Consider the following 17,137-nt stretch of genomic DNA (forward strand, 5'->3'; position numbering starts at 1 on the left):
TCAGCCGCGCAGGTCGGGGAAGTCGGTGTCGCTGTACTCCGTGGACCCGCCGTCGCCGGCCTCCTCGCGCCGGCGCAGCTCGACCCGGCGGATCTTGCCGCTGATGGTCTTGGGCAGCTCGTAGAACTCGATCTTGCGGACCCGCAGGAACGGGGCCAGGTTCGCCCGGGCGTGGGCCAGGATGGACCGGGCGGTCTCCGCGGTGGGCTCGTGGCCGGCGGCCAGGGCGATGTAGGCCTTGGGGACGGCGGCGCGCACCGGGTCCGGGGCGGGGACGACGGCGGCCTCGGCGACGGCGGGGTGCTCGATGAGCACGCTCTCCAGCTCGAACGGGCTGATCTTGTAGTCGCTGGCCTTGAAGACGTCGTCGGTGCGCCCGACGTAGGTGATGTAGCCCTCGGCGTCCTGGGTCGCGACGTCCCCGGTGTGGTAGTACCCGCCGGCCATGGCGTCGGCGTTGCGCTGCGGGTCGCCGGCGTACCCGGTCATCAGCGGCAGCGGGTGGGCCGACAGGTCCAGGCAGATCTCGCCCTCGTCACCGACCTCGCCGGTGACCGGGTCGACCAGCACCACCGGGCAGCCCGGCAGTGGCCGGCCCATCGAGCCGGGCTTGACCGGGGAGCCGGGGGTGTTGCCGACCACGGCGGTCATCTCGGTCTGCCCGAACCCGTCGCGCAGGGTCAGTCCCCAGGCCCTCTCCACCTGGGAGATCACCTCGGGGTTGAGCGGTTCACCGGCCGCGATGACCTCGCGCAGGGAGCCCGGGCCGCCGGAGAGGTCGGCCTGGATCAGCATCCGCCACACCGTCGGCGGGGCGCAGAACGTGGTGATCCCGGCCGAGCGGATCCGCTCCAGCAGCGCGGGGGCGTCGAAGCGGGCGTAGTTGTAGAGGTAGATCGTGGCGCCGGTGATCCACGGGGCGAAGAAGCAGGACCAGGCGTGCTTGGCCCAGCCCGGTGAGCTGATGTTCAGGTGCACGTCGCCGGGCTGCAGGCCCAGCCAGTACACCGTCGACAGGTGCCCGAGCGGGTAGCTCACCTGGGTGTGCTCGACCAGCTTGGGCCGCGACGTCGTCCCCGAGGTGAAGTACAGCAGCAGCGGGTCGCCCGGGGCCGTCCCCGGGTGCTCGACCGGGCCGTCATCGGCACCGTCGGCCTCGGCGTAGGACAGCCAGCCCTCCACCGGGTCGCCGACCGCGATCCGGGTGTAGTCGCCCGGGACGTCGGCGAACTTGGCGGCGTCGGCGGCGTTCGCGACCACGTGCGCGGCACCCCCGCGCTCGATCCGGTCGACCAGGTCCGCCGGGCCCAGCGCCGTCGTCGTCGGCATGATCACCGCGCCGAGCTTCATCACCGCCAGCATCGACTCCCACAGCTGCACCTGGTTGCCCAGCATGAGCACCACCCGGTCACCCCGGCCGACGCCCACCGAGGAGAGCCAGCGGGCCACCTGGTCCGAGCGGCGGACCATCTCGGCGAAGGACCACCGCGCCTCGCTGCCGTCGGCCTCGGCGATCCACAGCGCGGTGCCCTGGTCCTGGCGGGCGTAGGCGTCGAACCAGTCGTGCGCCCAGTTGAAGCGCTCGCCCAGGTCGGGCCAGGCGAACTCCTCGACGGCGCGCGCGTGCTCACCCCGCAACGCCAGCAGCTGGTCCCGGGCGGCCCGGTAGGTCTCGGTGGCCGTGCTCGTCATGCGGCTCCTCCTCGGTGAGGTGCGTCGGTCAGGGGTCCATCGTGCACCGCGCCCCCACCCGGCGGCTCAGGCGATCTCGACCTCCACCAGGGTGTCGGAGAACGTCGGGGCGTTGCCCAGGTCGGCGAACGCGGTCGGGTTCACCGCGGCGAGCGTGGCGCCGGCCCGGCTGTGCTTGCGCCACGAGCCCATCGCGCTGACCACCACCCCGGGCAGCAGGGTGCGGTCGAGCTTGGCGACCACGGTGAACCGGCCGCGGTCGTTGAACACCTGCACCTGGGCGCCGTCGGTGATGCCGCGGGCGGCCGCGTCGTCGGGGTGCAGGACGAGGGTGGCCTCCTTCTGCACCTTCCGGTGGAACTCGTGGTTGCCGAAGCTGGAGTTCAGGTAGGCGTGCGACTTGGGCGTCAGCAGGTTCAGCGGGTACCTGGTCGACAGCGACGGGTCGCCGGCGGCGTTCTCCCGCGGCGGGATGTAGTGCGGCAACGGGTCGACGGCCTGCCCGGGCTGGTGGTCGTTCGAGCCCTGCCGGAACAGCGGGACGACGAAGTTCCCGCCGGCCGCCGCGGAGGCGAGGAACTCGACCTTGCCCGACGCGGTCGGGAAGCCGCCCTCGGCGTGCGGGGCGTACGCGTCGGGCGAGGGCACGTTGAGCCGCATCCAGCCGAGCTCCTGCAGCTTCTCGACGGTGATGCCCTGCATGTGCGGGTGCGACCAGTCGAAGGCCTCGGCGATCATCTCGGCGTCGGTGCGCCGGAAGACCGGGTCGTCGAAGCCCATCGCCGCGGCCAGCCGCCGGAACACCTCGGTGTTGGGCACCGCCTCGCCCAGCGGCTCGATCGAGCGGTGGTTGTAGGTCACGAACAGGTGGCCCCAGCTGAACATGACGTCGTCCTGCTCGAGCTGGGTGGTCGCCGGCAGCACGATGTCGGCGTAGTCCGCGGTGTCGGTCATGAACTGCTCGCTGACCACGGTGAACAGGTCCTCGCGCTGTAGCCCGGCGATCAGCTTGTCCTGGTCGGGGCAGACCACGACCGGGTTGGAGTTGTAGACGAACAACGCCTTCAGCGGTGGTCCGTCCAGCTCGCCGGCCAGGGCCGAGCCCAGCCGGAACTGGTTCACCACGCGGGTGCCGGGGGTGAGCATCTCCGGGTGCATGAACGCACCCCAGTTGACCGGGAAGGCCCACAGCGGGAGCTGCAGGATGCCGCCGCCGGGCTTGCGCCACGCGCCGACCAGGCCGGGCAGGCAGGACAGCGCGCGGACCGCCTGGCCGCCGCCGGCGTGCCGCTCGACGGCGACCCCGATCCGGATGACCGAGGGCTGGGCGGTCGCGTACTCCCGGGCCAGGGTGCGGATGGTCTCGGCCGGGACGCCGGTCTCGCCCTCGGCCCACTCCGGGGTGTACTGCTCCACGCGCTCGGCGAACTCGGGGTAGCCGACGGTGAAGTGCTCGACGTAGTCGTCGTCGGTCAGCCCCTCGGCGATGACCACGTGCGCCATGGCCAGCGCGAGGGCGCCGTCGGTGCCCGGGCGCAGCGCGATGTGCTGGTCGGCGGCGGCCGCCGTCCGGGTCTTCACCGGGTCGACCACGACGACCTTGGCGCCGCGCTTGCGCGCCTCGGTGATGTAGGGCCACAGGTGCAGGTTCGTGCTCTGCACGTTGCAGGCCCAGATCAGGATGAACCGGGAGTGCACCAGGCTCTCGGGGTCCACCCCGGCGGTGTCGCCGATCGTCATCGCGTAGGCGGTGCAGGAGCCGGAGTCGCAGTAGGTGCGCTCGGCGACCGTGGCACCGAGCTTCGCGAAGAACGGGTCGCCCACGTTGAGGCCGTTGAGGATGCCCTGGGTGCCGAGGTAGCTGACCGGCATGACCGACTCGGGCCCGAACTCGGCGACGGTGTCCTCCAGCCGGGTGGCGATCTCGGCGATCGCGTCGTCCCAGCTGATCCGCTCGAACTGGCCGCTGCCCTTCGGGCCGGTGCGGCGCATCGGGAACAGCACGCGGCCGGGGTCGTACACCCGGTCCAGGTAGTTGTTGACCTTCACGCACAGACCGCCGGCGGTGTACGGGTGGTCGGGGTCGCCGGCCACCTTCACGGCGCGGCCGTCCTCGACGGTCACCAGCATCGCGCAGGTGTCGGGGCAGTCGTGCGGACAGGCACCCCGGACGACGGACCTCGTGCCCGGCGTCGTCGTGGTGGGGTCTGGCGGCGCGATCGTCATGGGGGCCTCCGAGCGTGGGCGGACCGTCGTGTCGTCGTCCACCCTGTCGCCGGGCACCGCCCGGGTCTTGGCTCAGCTGACCCGCTCGTTGTCGCAGCGGGCACAGCCCCCGGCGCTACTTCCCGCGGGCCTTCGCGTAGCGGTCCAGGGCGACCTCGCGCTCGTGCTTGTGGTCCACCATGACCTCGGGGTAGCCCTCCGGGACGCCGTCCGGGGCCTTCCACGGCTCGTGCACGTGCTTGGCGTCCAGGTCGCGCAGCTCGGGGACCCAGCGGCGCACGTACTCGCCGTCCGGGTCGAACTTCTTGCCCTGGGTGACCGGGTTGAAGACCCGGAAGTAGGGCGCGGCGTCGGTGCCGGTGCCGGCGACCCACTGCCAGCCGTGGTTGTTGCTGGCCAGGTCGCCGTCGACCAGGTGCTGCATGAAGTACCGCGCGCCGCGAGTCCACTCCTGGTGCAGGTCCTTCACCAGGAAGCTGGCGGTGATCATCCGCATCCGGTTGTGCATCCAGCCCTGCGCCAGCAGCTGGCGCATCGCGGCGTCGACGGCGGGGAAGCCGGTGTGGCCGGTGGCCCAGGCCTCGAAGTCCTCGTCGGCGGCCTTCCCCGTCGCGTACGTCATGCCGGCGAGCTCGTCGTTGTAGTACTCACGGGCGGTCTCGGGCCGGTGCCACAGCACGTCGGCGTAGAACTCCCGCCAGCACAGCTCGGTGACGTAGGTGTCGACCCCGGCACCCTTCTGCCCGGACTCCGCGATGTCGTGCAGCAGGGTGCGCGGGTGGACGGTGCCGAAGTGCAGGTGCGCCGACATCCGGCTGGTGGTGTCCAGGTCGGGGCGGTCGCGCTGGTCGTCGTAGTCGGCGATCCGCTCGTCGAGGAACCGCTTCCACTGCTTCCGGGCCGCCTTCTCACCGGCTTCCAGCACCTCGGTGTCACCCAGGTCGGGGGCCTCGGGGAGGTCCTCGCTCTCGGCGTGCGCCCAGCTGACCTTCGTGGGCCGGGGCGCGGGGTCGGGCCAGCCGTGCTCGCGCCAGCGCCGGGAGAACGGGGTGAACACCTTGAAGGGGGTGTCGTCGTCCTTGGTGATCGTGCCCGGGGCGACGGCGTAGGCCGAGCCGGTGCGCACCAGCTCGACGTCACCGAGGGCCTTCTCCACGGCCCGGTCCCGCTTGCGGCCGTACGGGCCGGTGTCGCCGGCGACGTGCACGCTCTGCGCGCCCACCTCACGGGCCACGGCGGGGACGACGTCCTCGGGCCTGCCGCGCCGGACCACCAGGCGCCCGTCGGTGGCCTCGTGCAGCTCGGCCAGGCAGCCGGCCAGGAAGTGCCGCCGCGGGTCGCCGGACTTCTCCCAGATCGCCGGGTCGAGGACGAACAGCGGGAGCACGTCGCCGACGTCGCGGGCGGCGAGGAGGGCGGGGTTGTCGGCGAGGCGGAGGTCGCGGCGGAACCAGGAGACGGCAGTCGGCACCGGTCGACGGTAAACGGCGGTTCCGGGCCCTGCCCGCTCAGTTGGAGGTGAGCTCCAGGCCGAAGTGCGGGCGGTCGGCCTCGGCCACCAGGTCGACCTCGGCCGGGTGCTCGTGGAGGTAGTGCCGCACGAAGGAGCAGTAGGGGAGCACGGTCAGGTGCCGCTCACGGGCACTGGCGAGGACGGCGGCCACCAGCGTGGTGCCCAGGCCCTGACCGGCCACGGCCGGCGACACCTCGGTGTGCGGGAGCGTCATGACGTCGCCCTCGACGTGGTAGCTGGCCAGCCCGACGACCTGGTCGTCGACGCTGACCTCGAAACGGTTCCGGGCCGGGGCGTCCTCGACCCGGATCTCGCGGGTGCTGCTCGTCATGCGTTCCACCTCCTGCCGGCGTCGTCGCCGGAACGTGCACCGGACAGAAAAGGTAACCGTTGGACCCGGATCCCGCCCCTGTCCGTTCTGACGATCATGGTCGGCCAGACGTTCCCCGGCGCGGCGCGACGCGCCCGGTAGCCTCTGCCGGTACTCCCCGGGCCCCCATAGCTCAGGGGATAGAGCATCGGTTTCCTAAACCGTGTGTCGCAGGTTCGAATCCTGCTGGGGGCACCCCGCTCCGATGAGTCCTCCCGCCCGGCTCGGTCTCCACCGCAGAGACCACCGAGACACCGGGAGCCGGCCGTGGGCACCATCCAGATCGAGCTGTTCGCCACCCTCGACCTCGTCGCGCAGGCGCCGGGCGGCCCCGAGGAGGACACCGACGGCGGCTTCCGCTTCGGCGGCTGGCAGGCGCCGTTGGTCGACGAGGTCGCGGGCGCACAGGTCGCTGCCGCCTACGAGGGGTGCGACGCGCTGCTGCTGGGCCGGCGCACGCACGCCATCTTCAGCGCGTACTGGCCGCACCAGGACGACGAGTTCGCGCAGCTGTTCCACCGGATCCCGAAGTACGTCGCCTCCCGCGGCACGCCGGATCTCTCGTGGGCCGGCTCGGCGCAGCTGGGCCCGGACCTTCCGGCCGCCGTCCGCGAGGTCCGGGACCGGCACGAGAAGGTGGTGGTCGTCGGCAGCGTGGACCTGGTGCAGACACTGCTCCGCGAGCAGCTGTTCGACCGGCTCGACCTCTGGCTGCACCCGATCGTGCTCGGCACCGGCAAGACGGTGTTCAGCGGCGGTGCGGTGCCGACGAACCTGACCCTCCTGGCCCCGCCGGTGGCCAGCCCGAAGGGCAGCGTCCACCTGCAGTACGGCCTGGCCGCGGGCGTCCCGGCGACCGGGGACATGACGACGGCCGGCTGACCCCTCGGCGTTGATCAGCTGGGACGACCAGAGTGCGTCCTCCTCCACCGACGCCGGTGGCTGAGGACGCACGGTGGTCGTCGGAGCTGATCAACGCCGGCCGCGGGCGCTCGGTACCGTCGACCACGTCACCGACCCCCGCTCGCCGGTGCTCCCGCGCATCGAGAGCACGGCCCGAGGGAGCCTGACCGTGGCCCGCAGCGTCTACGTCGCCTCCGTCGAGGGGCACTCCGGCAAGTCGATCGTCGCCCTGGGTCTGCTGACCACGCTGGCCCGCGAGGTCGGCCGGGTCGGGGTCTTCCGGCCGATCGCCCGCAGCACCACCGAGCCCGACCACGTGCTGGACCTGCTGCTGCAGCACGCCACCGCCGAGGTCGACCCGGCCGACGCCGTCGGGGTGGGCTACGACGACGTGCACACCGACGGCGACGCCGCCCTCGCCCGGGTCGTCGAGCGGTTCAAGGCCGTGGAGGCCCGCTGCGACGCGGTCGTCGTCGTCGGCTCGGACTTCACCGACGTCAGCTCCCCGACCGAGCTGTCCTACAACGCCCGGATCGCGGCGAACCTGGGCACCCCGGTGGTGCTCGTGCTGGGCGGGCGGGACGCCGCCGGCGCCGAGCACCTCGGCCAGGCGCCCGCGCGCCCCCCGGCCGACCTGGCCGCCGTCGCCGAGCCCGCCCTGCGCGAGCTGGCCGCCGAGCACGCCGGGGTGCTCGCGGTGGTGCTCAACCGGGCCGACCCCGATCGGCTCGAGGAGGGGCTGGCCGCCGTCCGCGGCGTCACCGACCTGCCGGTCTGGGGCATCCCGGAGGAGGCGTTCCTCATCGCCCCGACGTTCGCCTCGGTCGCCGCGGCGGTCGACGGCGAGCTGGTCGCCGGTGACCCCGAGCTGATGAGCCGGGAGGCGATGGCCGTCGTCGTCGCCGCGATGTCGATGGTCAACGTGCTGCCCCGGATCACCGAGGGGTCGGTCGTCGTCGTCCCCGGCGACCGGCCCGACGTCGTGCTGGCGGTGATGACGGCGCACGCCTCGGGCACCTACCCCTCACCGACCGGCATCCTGCTCAACGGCGGCATCGACCTGCCCGAGCCCTTCGTGCGGCTGATCGCCGGCATCGGCTCCTCGTTGCCGATCGTGCGCACCGCGCTGGGCACGTTCGACACCACCGCCCGGGTCATCCGCACCCGCGGGCTGATGGCCGCGGACTCCCCGCGCAAGACCGAGACGTCGATCGCGATGTTCGACGAGGCGGTCGACACCCGGGAGCTGCTCGACCGGCTGGCCGTCGTCCCCTCCGACGTGGTGACGCCGCTGATGTTCGAGCACGTGCTCACCGAGCGCAGCCGTGCGGCCCAGCAGCACGTCGTGCTCCCCGAGGGGGACGACGACCGGGTGCTGCGCGCCGCGGCCATCGTGCTGTCCCGCCGGATCGCCCGGCTGACGCTGCTCGGCGAGGAGAGCAGGGTGCGCGGCCGGGCCTCCGAGCTGGGCCTGGACATCGCCGAGGCCGCGGTGGTCGACCCCTTCGACGAGGAGCTGCGCGGACGCTTCGCCGAGGAGTACGCCCGACTGCGCGCGCACCGCGGGATGACCGTGGAGGCCGCCCGCGACGTCGTCCCGGACGTGTCGTACTTCGGCACGATGATGGTGCAGCTCGGCCTGGTCGACGGGATGGTCTCCGGCGCTGCGCACACCACCGCGCACACCATCCGGCCGGCGTTCGAGGTCATCCGCACCCGGCCCGGGGTGTCCGTGGTGTCCAGCGTCTTCCTCATGGCGCTGGCCGACCGGGTGCTGGTCTACGGCGACTGCGCGGTCAACCCCGAGCCCGACGCCGCCCAGCTGGCCGACATCGCGATCAGCTCGGCCGCCACGGCCAGCCGGTTCGGCATCGAGCCGCGGATCGCGATGCTGTCCTACTCGACCGGGGACAGCGGGTCCGGTGCCGACGTGGAGAAGGTGCGGGCCGCCACCGCGCTGGTCCGCGAGCGCGCCCCGGAGCTCGTCGTCGACGGGCCCATGCAGTACGACGCCGCGGCCGACCCGACGGTGGGTGCGTCGAAGATGCCGGGCTCGGCCGTCGCCGGGCGGGCCACCGTGTTCGTCTTCCCCGACCTGAACACCGGCAACAACACCTACAAGGCGGTCCAGCGCTCGGCCGGTGCGGTCGCCATGGGCCCGGTGCTGCAGGGCCTGAACAAGCCGGTCAACGACCTGTCCCGAGGGGCCACCGTGCGCGACATCGTCAACACCATCGCCATCACCGCGGTGCAGGCGGCCGGCTCGTGAGCGTCGTCCTGGTGCTCAACAGCGGCTCCTCCTCGCTGAAGTACCGGCTGCTGGACATGGCCGACGAGCGGGTGCTCGCCCACGGCCTCGTCGAGCGGATCGGCGCCGGCGGCTCGATCCGGCACCGCACGGGCGACGTCGACGTGACCGTGGAGACCCCGCTGGCCGACCACGCCGCCGCGCTGGAGCTGATGACCGCGACCTTCGCCGAGCACGGGCCGGACCTCGCCCCCGGCGTGGTGGGTCACCGGGTGGTGCACGGCGGGTCCCGCTTCAGCGCCCCGGTGGTGGTCGACGACGACGTCGAGTCCGCCGTCGACGAGCTGTCCTCGCTGGCGCCGCTGCACAACCCGCCCGGGCTGCTGGGCATCCGGGCCGCCCGCGCGGCCTTCCCCGCCGTCCCGCAGGTGGCCGTGTTCGACACCGCCTTCCACGCCACGATGCCGGCGGAGGCCTCGACCTACGCGATCGACGTCGACGTCGCCGCCCGGTTCGGGGTGCGCCGCTACGGCTTCCACGGGAGCTCGCACGAGTACGTCTCCCAGGTGGCGGCCGGGCTGCTGGGTCGGCCCGACGCCAAGCTGGTGGTGCTGCACCTGGGCAACGGCGCCTCGGCCTGCGCGGTCGACGCCGGCCGGTCGGTCGCCACCTCCATGGGGCTCACCCCGCTGGAGGGCCTGGTCATGGGCACCCGCGGCGGTGACCTGGACCCCGGCGCCCTGCTGCACCTGATGCGCAACGGCCTGGACGCCGACGACCTGGACACGCTGCTGAACCGCCGCAGCGGGCTGACCGGGCTGACCGGCAGCGGCGACCTGCGCGACGTGCTGGGCGCAGCCGCGGACGGCGACGACCGGGCCGAGGCCGCGCTGCGCGTCTACGCGCACCGCATCCGCGGCTACGTGGGCGCCTACCTGGCCCACCTCGGGGGACTCGACGGGCTGGTCTTCACCGCGGGCGTGGGGGAGAACAGCCCCGAGGTGCGCGCCCGGGTGCTCGACGGGCTCGGGCACCTGGGGCTGGCCCTCGACCCGGCCCGCAACACCGCGGCCGACCGGGGACCCCGGGTGGTCAGCCCGGACGGCGCGGCGGTGCCCGTCCTGGTGGTGCCCACCGACGAGGAGCTGCAGATCGCCCGGCACGCGGTGGCCCTCGCCGGCTGAGGGCGCCTGTGGACGGCAGGCCGGGCTGTGGACGACGGCCCGCTCCCGTCGGTGGGGGGTGGTCGGCTCGGCCTCCCACACCCCAGGAGGCACATATGACCCACACCCCCGCGACCGAGGCCGAGGAGTTCGTCGCCGAGCTCGCCGAGGCCCTCACCGCACCCGACCCCGGCGAGTGCGTCTTCTGCTACCTGGCCCGGATGACCGGCCAGTTCGGTTGCGACACCACGCCGCGCTGGGCCCGGCGCTGGCGCGAGCGCTGCGCACCGCGGGCCACCGCGCTGCTGCGCCGGCTGGCGGCCCGCGGCGGGTTCTGCGACTGCGAGGTGTTCCTGAACGGCTGGTCCTACCGCGCCGACCTGCTGGTGCTCGACCCCGACAGCGGCCTCCTCGACTGGCCGCTGGAGGACCCGGCCTGCGAGGGGGTGCGGGCCGGTTCGACGCAGGGGTGCGCGCTCTGGGTGCCCCGTCGGCGGGACCGGTGACCCGCGCGGGAGACTGGGCGCATGGGTCAGGTCGTCGCCACCGCAGAACGAGTCGTGCACGCCCCCGCCGCGCGGGTGCACGCCGCCCTCGCCGACTACGCGGGCACCCGCCAGCGCATCGCCGGCCCGCAGTTCAGCGAGTACCGGGTCGAGTCGGGCGGGCAGGGCGCCGGAACCCGGGTGCACTGGAAGCTCGCCGCCACCGAGAAGCGGGTCCGCGACCAGGTCATCTCGGTGTCCGAGCTCCCCGACGCCGGTGGCCTCGTGGAGAGCGACGCCAACTCCTCCATGGTCACCACCTGGACGGTGCGCCCGGCCGGGGCGGACAGCTCGACCGTGGGGGTCCGCACCACGTGGCAGGGCGCCGGCGGGATCGGTGGCTTCTTCGAGCGCACGTTCGCGCCGAAGGGCCTGCGCCGGCTCTACGACGGGATGCTCGAGAGGCTGGACGCCGACCTGACCTGATGGCGCGCGGTCTGCGCACCGGGGACGATGGACCGTGTGGGTGCTCCGCTGACCGATGCCGGTCCCGTCGTCGCCGGGCTGGACGACCTCGCCGCGCTGGTCGGCAACGGCAACGCCGTGGTGCTGTCCGGGGCGGGGCTGTCCACCGACTCGGGCATCCCGGACTACCGGGGCGCCACCGGTTCGCTGCGTCGGCACACCCCGATGACCTGGCAGACCTTCACCCGCGACCCGGCCGGTCGGCACCGGTACTGGGCGCGCAGCTTCGTCGGCTGGCGGCAGATCGCGCACGCCCGCCCCAACGACGGGCATCGCGCGGTCGCGGCCCTGCAGCACGCCGGGCTGCTCGGCGGGATCGTCACCCAGAACGTCGACGGCCTGCACCAGGCCGGGGGCGCCTCGGACGTGCTGGAGCTGCACGGCGGGTTGGACCGCACGGTCTGCCTGCAGTGCGGGGACGTCGCCGACCGGGCCGCCCTCGACGTCCGGCTGCGGGAGGCCAACCCCGGCTTCCGGCCCGAGCCGGTGGAGGGCGAGGTCAACCCCGACGGCGACGTCGAGCTGCCCGAGGAGGCCCTCGACGGCTTCGTGATGGTCGACTGCCTCGTCTGCGGCGGGGGACCGCTCAAGCCCGACGTCGTCTTCTTCGGCGAGACCGTGCCGCGCGAGCGGGTCGACACCGCCTTCGACCTGGTCACCTGCGCCCGCTCGCTGGTCGTGCTGGGCTCGTCGTTGACCGTGATGAGCGGCTACCGCTTCGTGCTGCGCGCGGCCAAGGAGGGCATCCCGGTCGCGATCGTCAACTCCGGGCCCACCCGGGGTGACGAGAAGGCCGACGTGCGCGTCGACGCGCCCCTGGGCCGGGTGCTGCCCGAGCTGGCCCGCCGGCTCGCCCGGTGACCCGCGAGGTCGAGCACACCGCCGACGGTCGCTGGATCGTCGTCGACGGCCGGCGCTGGCGCACCCAGGACCCCCAGCTGCCCGACGACGTGCGCGAGCAGCTGCTGCACCACCTGGGCGTGGGACGCAGCGGGGTGCGGACGGCGAAGAAGGCCGGCGACGACGACGCGGTGCGTGCGGCGCGGGCCCGGGTGCAGGCGGCTAAGACCGGGCTGGGGGAGCGCGGCACGGCGTGGTGGGAGCAGTCCGACGACGAGCGCCGGACCCGCTGGGAGCACGCGCTCACCGAGCTGGCCGCGCTGGACTGAGTCACGCCCGCAGGCGCCGGCCCACCTCGGCGACGGCCGCGGCCAGCCGCTCGTCGGCCTGTCGGCGGTACCCGGGGTCCCGGGACGCCACGACCTGGGACCAGGCCGCCCCGTGCAGCAGGCGCAGCAGCAGGAGCGGCTCGAGGTCGGCGTCCGACAGCGGGTGCGGGGTGGCGTCCACCGCGGCCCGGCCGTCCAGCCGGCCGGTGGAACGCAGGCAGGCCAGGTCCCAGCCGACCGGCCCGGGTGAGGTGTCCTCCAGGTCGGTCCACCGCCAACCCGTCGTGGTGCCCAGCAGGTTCCCGGGGTGCGCGTCCCCGTGCAGCGCCCCCGACGGTCCGGCCAGCCGGGGGCGCACCGCCTCCAGCAGTGCACCGACCCGCTCCACGTGGTCCGGCCGTGCCCCGAGGTCCGCGCCGGTGGCGGCGAAGACCGCGACGTCCTCGAGCGGGGTGTCCAGGAAGGCGCCCGCCGGCGCGGGCAGGCTCGCGAGCACCTCGTGCAGCTCACCGAGGGCCCGGCCGGCCACCTGCGCGGTCGGCTGCTCACCGGTCAGCTCGGCAAACCGCCAGAAGGACAGCACCAGGCCGTCCTGCACGTGGGGGCCGGGCGGGAGCAGGTCCGACGGGGGGACGACGGCGGCGCCCGCGGCGGTGAGCGCCGTCGCCAGCGCCACCTCCCGGCCGAACGTGCGCGAGACGTCGGGTCGGAGCAGTCGGGTGGCCGTCGCCACCCGGGCGACCACCGGGGCCGGCGCCAGGTGGACCACCGCGTTGACACCGTCGGAGAGCAGCCGGGGATCCGCGCAGGTCAGTCCGAGCCGGCCGGCGCAGGCGACCGCAGCCGCGACCGCCGCGCCGGCCGGGGTGCTCACGCGCCGGGCAGCGGGACGTTCTGCAGCCGCACCTGGCCGCGGGCCACGGTCTTGCCGTCCTCGGCGCGGGTGAGCGTGACCAGCCACAGCTGCAGGGTGCGACCCTGCTGCACCGGCTCGGCCAGCACGTCGAGCCGGCCCTCGGTCGCAGGGCGGAGGAAGTCGGTGGAGTTGTTCACCCCGACGGCGAACTGGCCCCGGTCGGCGACCGCGGCGCTGGCCCCGATGCTGGCCGCGGACTCGATCACGGCCGCGTAGACGCCGCCGTGCACCACGCCCCAAGGGGTGTGCTGGTCCGGGCCGAGCTCCACCGTGCCGGTGACCCGGGTGCCGGTCATCTCGGCGGGGGTGAAGCCGGTGGCGGTGACGAAGGCACTGGCCTGCGCCAGGTCGGGCCGGGTCATCGGGTCTCCTCGGGTGCGGGCGGCGGGAGCGGGGCGTCCCAGACCAGGCAGAAGGGGTGTCCGACCGGGTCGGCGTAGACCCGGAAGTCACCGCCGGCGCCGGGGAGCCGGGTGGCGCCCAGGGCGAGCACGGCGGGTTCGGCGGTGTCGATGTCGGCCACCCGGACGTCCAGGTGCGCCTGCTGCGGGCGGGCCGGGTCGGGCCAGTCCGGGGGCTGCAGGTCCGGGGCCTGCTGGAAGGCCAGCCGGTAGCCCGCGCCGGTGACCACCACCCAGTCGTCGCCGGGCTCGCCGCGCACCTCCATCCCGAGCAGCTCGGCGTAGAAGCCGGCCAACGCGTGCGCGTTTGGGGCGTCGATGACGTAGGAGTGCAGCTGGCCGATCACGACCGTCATCCTGGCCCGGCCGGCCGCTCCCGGACAGTCGGGGGCACGATCAGGCCATGACCGCACCGCAGCTCGGGAGCCTCACCTGGGTCCCCGCCGCCGACCGCCCCGACCTGCTCGGCGCCCCGGTGGCCGCCGCCCTCGCCGGACTCACCGGTCCGGCGTGGGTGGCCGAGATCGAGGACGACCTGGCCGACACCGCCGCGTTCAGCGAGGCCTACGCCGTGCCGTTGGCGGCCTCGGCCAACTGCGTGGTGGTCGCCGCCCGGCGCGGTGCGGAGACGACGCTGGCCGCCTGCCTGGTGCGGGCCGACACCCGCGCCGACGTCAACGGCCTCGTCCGCCGCCACCTGGGTGCCCGCAAGGCCTCCTTCGCCCCGCAGGACGTCGCCGTCGCCGAGTCGGGGATGACGTACGGCGGCATCACCCCGGTCGGGCTGCCGGGGGACTGGCCCGTGCTGGTCGACGCCGCCGTGGCCGCCGGCGAGCTGCTGGTCGTCGGCTCGGGCACCCGGGGCAGCAAGCTCGCCGTCCCCGGGGCGGTGCTGGCCGCGCTGCCGGGCGCGGTCGTGCTGGAGGGCCTCGGGCAGCCGGTGACCCCGCCCGCTGCGGCGGCACCGGTTCGCGAGCGGGCGCCGGACGACAGCGACGTCGGCTGGGGGGAGCGGCCCGAGGAGCACGACCGGGACGCCCGGTACATGGAGGACCGGCCCCCGCACTGGGGCAGCGACTGAAGGAAGGACCTGGTCGCCCTCACGGCACGCTCCGCGCGCCACGGGGCCCTGCGACCGGGCCGACCAGCCGCCAGACCAGAAGGCGGCACCAGAACGGCCCCCGCGCTGCGCCGCGTGGGGGCCGTCGGTGGAGCTGGGGGTGCTGGGGTCAGAGCTGGCCGGGCAGGGCCGTGGTCCCGGGGCCGATCGGGTTCTCCTTCTGGCTCATGCCCTGCTGCGAGCGGAGCAGGTCGCGGATCTCGACGAGCAGCTCGACCTGGGTCGGGCCGACCGGGCCGGCCTCCTCGCCGGACTTGCGGCGCTCGAGGATCTTCTTCATCGGGAGCACCACGACGAAGTAGACGACCGCCGCGGTGAGCGCGAACGTGATGACCTGGTTGACGAAGGCGCCCCAGGCGAACTCCTGGCCGTCCACGAAGAACGAGCCGCCGTCGACGCCGCCCCCGCCGATGAGCCCGATGAGGGGCTCCAGGAACGCGGTGGTGAACGAGGTGACGACCGCGGTGAACGCGGCACCGATGACGACGGCGACCGCGAGGTCGACGATGTTCCCGCGGAGCAGGAAGTCCTTGAAGCCCTTGAGCATGGAGTGGTGTCCTCAGTCGACGCAGGGTGACCGGTGGACCACCGGGGGTGGGCCGGTCATGGCGGGCCGAGGGTAACGGTCAGTGTCGCTTCGGTCGACGCCGCGGCCAGCCGCCCCGCGTCACCCTCGGCGACGGCCAGGACCAGCAGTCCGGCGTCGTCGGACAGCCCGTCGTCGGCCGCCGCGGAGGCGGGGACGGCGAGCACCACCGCGTCGTCGACCACCACCTCGGTGGGGAGCCCGGGGCGGGACGCCAGCACGTCGACCCGGTCCCCGCTGCGCAGCAGCGCGGCGACGGCCAGGTCGGCCAGCCGCACGGGCGCTGCCACGTGCCCGGCCGGCACCTGCGACCACAGGCCCGCCCCGACCAGCCGGGCGTCGGTCAGCACCTCACCGGCCCGCACCGCCGAGGCGAGGGCGACCCCGTCGACCGTCCCCGGGTCGGGCACGGCGCCGCCGGGCACCAGGTCGGCCGGGAGCTGCCGCACGGTCACGTCGTCCGGGCCCAGGACGGTGCCCGCCGGCAGGTCGCCCGCGGCGACCACCACCGGGTCGGTGACGGTCTCCGGCGGTGCAGACCCGGCCGAGGTCGGCACCGGGCGCAGGGCCAGGACGAGCGCCGCCACCGCCAGCAGCCCGGCCAGCACCCGGCGCAGCTGGTGCACCGGGTGCCGGGGTCGACGGCGCCACCAGGCGACCACCGACGCACGACCGGGCGGTGGGGCGTCCCGGCGGCGGGACCTCGAGTCGGACACGGACCCAGCCTGGGCCCGCGAAGCGCCCGTCGGCGCCGGCCGGGCTCGGCTGTGGACGGGTGGGTCGGTTGTGGACGGCCGCGAGCGCGGCCGGCCCGGTTCGTGCTGGGGTCAGGCGGGCTTGGCCGGCGAGCTGCTGCTGGAGCCGCTGGAGGAGGAGCTCGACCCGGAGGTGCTCGAGGAGGTGCTCGAGGACGAGGAGTCCTTCGACGGCGACGAGCTGGACGAGGAGTCCGAGCTCGTGGAGGACGAGGACTCCTTGCTCCCGGAGTCCTTGCTGCCCGAGGAGGAGGTGGCCTTCTTGCCCGACTCACGGCTGTCGGTGCGGTAGAAGCCCGAGCCCTTGAAGACCACGCCCACCGAGCCGTAGACCTTGCGCACCGGGGCGCCGCACTCGGGGCAGGTCGCGACCGCCGGGTCGGTGAACGACTGGACCACCTCGAACTCGTGCTTGGTCTCGGGGTTGGTGCAGGCGTACTGGTACGTGGGCACGGCGGTGTTCACTCCTCGTCGCGGGTGGTGGCCGGGCTGGCACTCCCACCCGGCGACTGCCAATCATGCGCCTCGGTCGATCCGTCGTCCACGACGGGCCGGTCCCGGGTCGGTGCCGTTACCGTCCGCGGCGTGGCATCACCGTGGCTCGACGAGGAGCAGCAGCAGACATGGCGGGCGTGGCTGGCCGTGGCCGAGCTGCTGCCCCGCTCGCTGGACGCGCAGCTCCAACGCGACGCCGGGCTCACCCACGCCGCCTACGTCGTGCTCGCGATGCTGTCGGAGGCACCCGGCCGGAGCCGGCGGATGAGCGAGCTGGCCCGGGCGGCCAACCAGTCGCAGAGCCGGCTCTCGCACACCGTCGCCCGGTTGGAGGACCGGGGCTGGGTGCGCCGGGAGCGGGCCACCGACGACGGCCGGGGCAACGTCGCGGTGCTCACCGAGGAGGGGTGGGACGTCGTCCGCACCGTCGCCCCGGGCCACGTCGACGCCGTCCGGGAGGGCCTGTTCGCCGCGCTCACCCCGGAGCAGACCACCCACCTGCACGACGCGCTGACCGCCGTCCTGGAGCGCCTGGACCCCGACGCCAGCCGCCGCGCCACCGGCTGACCC

General features: G+C 74.2%; 19 protein-coding genes and 1 tRNA gene. 10 read left to right on the forward strand and 10 right to left on the reverse strand.

The window, feature by feature from the left end; translation table 11 throughout:
• The 4 genes from F1C76_14075 to F1C76_14090 all read right to left on the reverse strand — a co-directional run bounded on the left by F1C76_14075 (window position 1) and on the right by F1C76_14090 (window position 5,762).
• Window positions 1-1,692 carry an AMP-binding protein gene (locus tag F1C76_14075; GenBank protein ID QNG37563.1) on the reverse strand — a complete coding sequence of 564 codons (1,692 nt, stop codon included), beginning with the start codon at window positions 1,690-1,692 and terminating at the stop codon, window positions 1-3.
• Between the two features lie 66 nt (window positions 1,693-1,758).
• Window positions 1,759-3,918, reverse strand: coding sequence for a molybdopterin-dependent oxidoreductase (locus F1C76_14080; protein ID QNG37564.1), 2,160 nt, complete (start codon window positions 3,916-3,918; stop codon window positions 1,759-1,761).
• A 115-nt stretch (window positions 3,919-4,033) separates the two neighbouring features.
• A complete protein-coding gene (locus tag F1C76_14085; GenBank protein QNG37565.1) occupies window positions 4,034-5,389 on the reverse strand; it encodes a deoxyribodipyrimidine photo-lyase in 1,356 nt (451 codons plus the stop codon).
• Between the two features lie 37 nt (window positions 5,390-5,426).
• Window positions 5,427-5,762 carry an N-acetyltransferase gene (locus F1C76_14090; protein QNG37566.1) on the reverse strand — a complete coding sequence of 112 codons (336 nt, stop codon included), beginning with the start codon at window positions 5,760-5,762 and terminating at the stop codon, window positions 5,427-5,429.
• Window positions 5,763-5,923: 161 nt separating this feature from the next.
• On the opposite strand from F1C76_14090, the gene F1C76_14095 reads away from it, so the two are divergent.
• The 8 genes from F1C76_14095 (at window position 5,924) to F1C76_14130 (ending at window position 12,294) form a co-directional block, all read left to right on the forward strand.
• Window positions 5,924-5,996: transfer RNA gene (locus F1C76_14095), tRNA-Arg, on the forward strand.
• 72 nt (window positions 5,997-6,068) lie between these two features.
• A complete protein-coding gene (locus F1C76_14100) occupies window positions 6,069-6,683 on the forward strand; it encodes a deaminase (GenBank protein QNG37567.1) in 615 nt (204 codons plus the stop codon).
• A gap of 190 nt (window positions 6,684-6,873) precedes the next feature.
• A complete protein-coding gene (locus tag F1C76_14105; GenBank protein ID QNG39249.1) occupies window positions 6,874-8,973 on the forward strand; it encodes a phosphate acetyltransferase in 2,100 nt (699 codons plus the stop codon).
• Complete coding sequence (locus F1C76_14110; protein QNG37568.1) at window positions 8,970-10,136, forward strand: acetate kinase; 1,167 nt, start codon at window positions 8,970-8,972, stop codon at window positions 10,134-10,136. Before F1C76_14105 ends, F1C76_14110 begins: the two co-directional genes overlap by 4 nt.
• 95 nt (window positions 10,137-10,231) lie before the next feature.
• Window positions 10,232-10,621 (forward strand): DUF2695 domain-containing protein, encoded by a 390-nt coding sequence (locus F1C76_14115; GenBank protein ID QNG37569.1) that lies wholly within the window; start codon window positions 10,232-10,234, stop codon window positions 10,619-10,621.
• A gap of 21 nt (window positions 10,622-10,642) precedes the next feature.
• The gene (locus F1C76_14120) at window positions 10,643-11,086 is read left to right on the forward strand and encodes an SRPBCC family protein (GenBank protein ID QNG37570.1); all 444 of its coding nucleotides are present in this window, start codon (window positions 10,643-10,645) and stop codon (window positions 11,084-11,086) included.
• Between the two features lie 27 nt (window positions 11,087-11,113).
• Window positions 11,114-11,986 carry an NAD-dependent protein deacetylase gene (locus F1C76_14125; GenBank protein QNG37571.1) on the forward strand — a complete coding sequence of 291 codons (873 nt, stop codon included), beginning with the start codon at window positions 11,114-11,116 and terminating at the stop codon, window positions 11,984-11,986.
• On the forward strand, window positions 11,983-12,294 hold the full coding sequence (locus tag F1C76_14130; GenBank protein QNG37572.1) for a biopolymer transporter Tol: 312 nt from the start codon (window positions 11,983-11,985) through the stop codon (window positions 12,292-12,294). The genes F1C76_14125 and F1C76_14130 overlap by 4 nt, the downstream gene beginning before the upstream one ends.
• Window position 12,295: 1 nt before the next feature.
• On the opposite strand, the gene F1C76_14135 is transcribed toward F1C76_14130, so the two are convergent.
• The 3 genes from F1C76_14135 to F1C76_14145 are packed head-to-tail and all read right to left on the reverse strand — an operon-like array spanning window position 12,296 to window position 13,967.
• On the reverse strand, window positions 12,296-13,168 hold the full coding sequence (locus F1C76_14135; protein ID QNG37573.1) for a phosphotransferase: 873 nt from the start codon (window positions 13,166-13,168) through the stop codon (window positions 12,296-12,298).
• Window positions 13,165-13,572 (reverse strand): PaaI family thioesterase, encoded by a 408-nt coding sequence (locus F1C76_14140; protein QNG37574.1) that lies wholly within the window; start codon window positions 13,570-13,572, stop codon window positions 13,165-13,167. The genes F1C76_14135 and F1C76_14140 overlap by 4 nt, the downstream gene beginning before the upstream one ends.
• A complete protein-coding gene (locus F1C76_14145; protein ID QNG37575.1) occupies window positions 13,569-13,967 on the reverse strand; it encodes a VOC family protein in 399 nt (132 codons plus the stop codon). Before F1C76_14145 ends, F1C76_14140 begins: the two co-directional genes overlap by 4 nt.
• Before the next feature lie 47 nt (window positions 13,968-14,014).
• On the opposite strand from F1C76_14145, the gene F1C76_14150 reads away from it, so the two are divergent.
• Entirely contained in the window at window positions 14,015-14,692 is a 678-nt protein-coding gene (locus tag F1C76_14150; protein ID QNG37576.1) for a hypothetical protein, read from the forward strand.
• Between the two features lie 148 nt (window positions 14,693-14,840).
• On the opposite strand, the gene mscL is transcribed toward F1C76_14150, so the two are convergent.
• The 3 genes from mscL to F1C76_14165 form a co-directional block, all read right to left on the reverse strand.
• Complete coding sequence (gene mscL / locus F1C76_14155; GenBank protein ID QNG37577.1) at window positions 14,841-15,278, reverse strand: large conductance mechanosensitive channel protein MscL; 438 nt, start codon at window positions 15,276-15,278, stop codon at window positions 14,841-14,843.
• 56 nt (window positions 15,279-15,334) lie between these two features.
• The gene (cpaB, locus tag F1C76_14160; GenBank protein ID QNG39250.1) at window positions 15,335-15,979 is read right to left on the reverse strand and encodes a Flp pilus assembly protein CpaB; all 645 of its coding nucleotides are present in this window, start codon (window positions 15,977-15,979) and stop codon (window positions 15,335-15,337) included.
• Between the two features lie 165 nt (window positions 15,980-16,144).
• A complete protein-coding gene (locus F1C76_14165; GenBank protein QNG37578.1) occupies window positions 16,145-16,525 on the reverse strand; it encodes an FmdB family transcriptional regulator in 381 nt (126 codons plus the stop codon).
• Between the two features lie 132 nt (window positions 16,526-16,657).
• Between F1C76_14165 and F1C76_14170 the strand changes: the two genes are divergently transcribed.
• Window positions 16,658-17,134 (forward strand): MarR family transcriptional regulator, encoded by a 477-nt coding sequence (locus tag F1C76_14170; GenBank protein QNG37579.1) that lies wholly within the window; start codon window positions 16,658-16,660, stop codon window positions 17,132-17,134.
• The last annotated feature ends 3 nt before the right edge of the window (window positions 17,135-17,137 follow it).

Source organism: Geodermatophilaceae bacterium NBWT11 (assembly GCA_014218215.1).
Lineage (GTDB): Bacteria > Actinomycetota > Actinomycetes > Mycobacteriales > Geodermatophilaceae > Klenkia.

Bases quoted from the DNA above. Each gene is read 5' to 3' on its own strand.
- F1C76_14075 (QNG37563.1), bottom strand. From the start codon at position 1,692: ATGACGAGCACGGCCACCGAGACCTACCGGGCCGCCCGGGACCAGCTG.
- F1C76_14080 (QNG37564.1), bottom strand. From the start codon at position 3,918: ATGACGATCGCGCCGCCAGACCCCACCACGACGACGCCGGGCACGAGG.
- F1C76_14090 (QNG37566.1), bottom strand. From the start codon at position 5,762: ATGACGAGCAGCACCCGCGAGATCCGGGTCGAGGACGCCCCGGCCCGG.
- F1C76_14115 (QNG37569.1), top strand. From the start codon at position 10,232: ATGACCCACACCCCCGCGACCGAGGCCGAGGAGTTCGTCGCCGAGCTC.
- F1C76_14120 (QNG37570.1), top strand. From the start codon at position 10,643: ATGGGTCAGGTCGTCGCCACCGCAGAACGAGTCGTGCACGCCCCCGCC.
- F1C76_14125 (QNG37571.1), top strand. From the start codon at position 11,114: ATGGACCGTGTGGGTGCTCCGCTGACCGATGCCGGTCCCGTCGTCGCC.
- F1C76_14140 (QNG37574.1), bottom strand. From the start codon at position 13,572: ATGACCCGGCCCGACCTGGCGCAGGCCAGTGCCTTCGTCACCGCCACC.
- F1C76_14145 (QNG37575.1), bottom strand. From the start codon at position 13,967: ATGACGGTCGTGATCGGCCAGCTGCACTCCTACGTCATCGACGCCCCA.
- F1C76_14150 (QNG37576.1), top strand. From the start codon at position 14,015: ATGACCGCACCGCAGCTCGGGAGCCTCACCTGGGTCCCCGCCGCCGAC.
- mscL (QNG37577.1), bottom strand. From the start codon at position 15,278: ATGCTCAAGGGCTTCAAGGACTTCCTGCTCCGCGGGAACATCGTCGAC.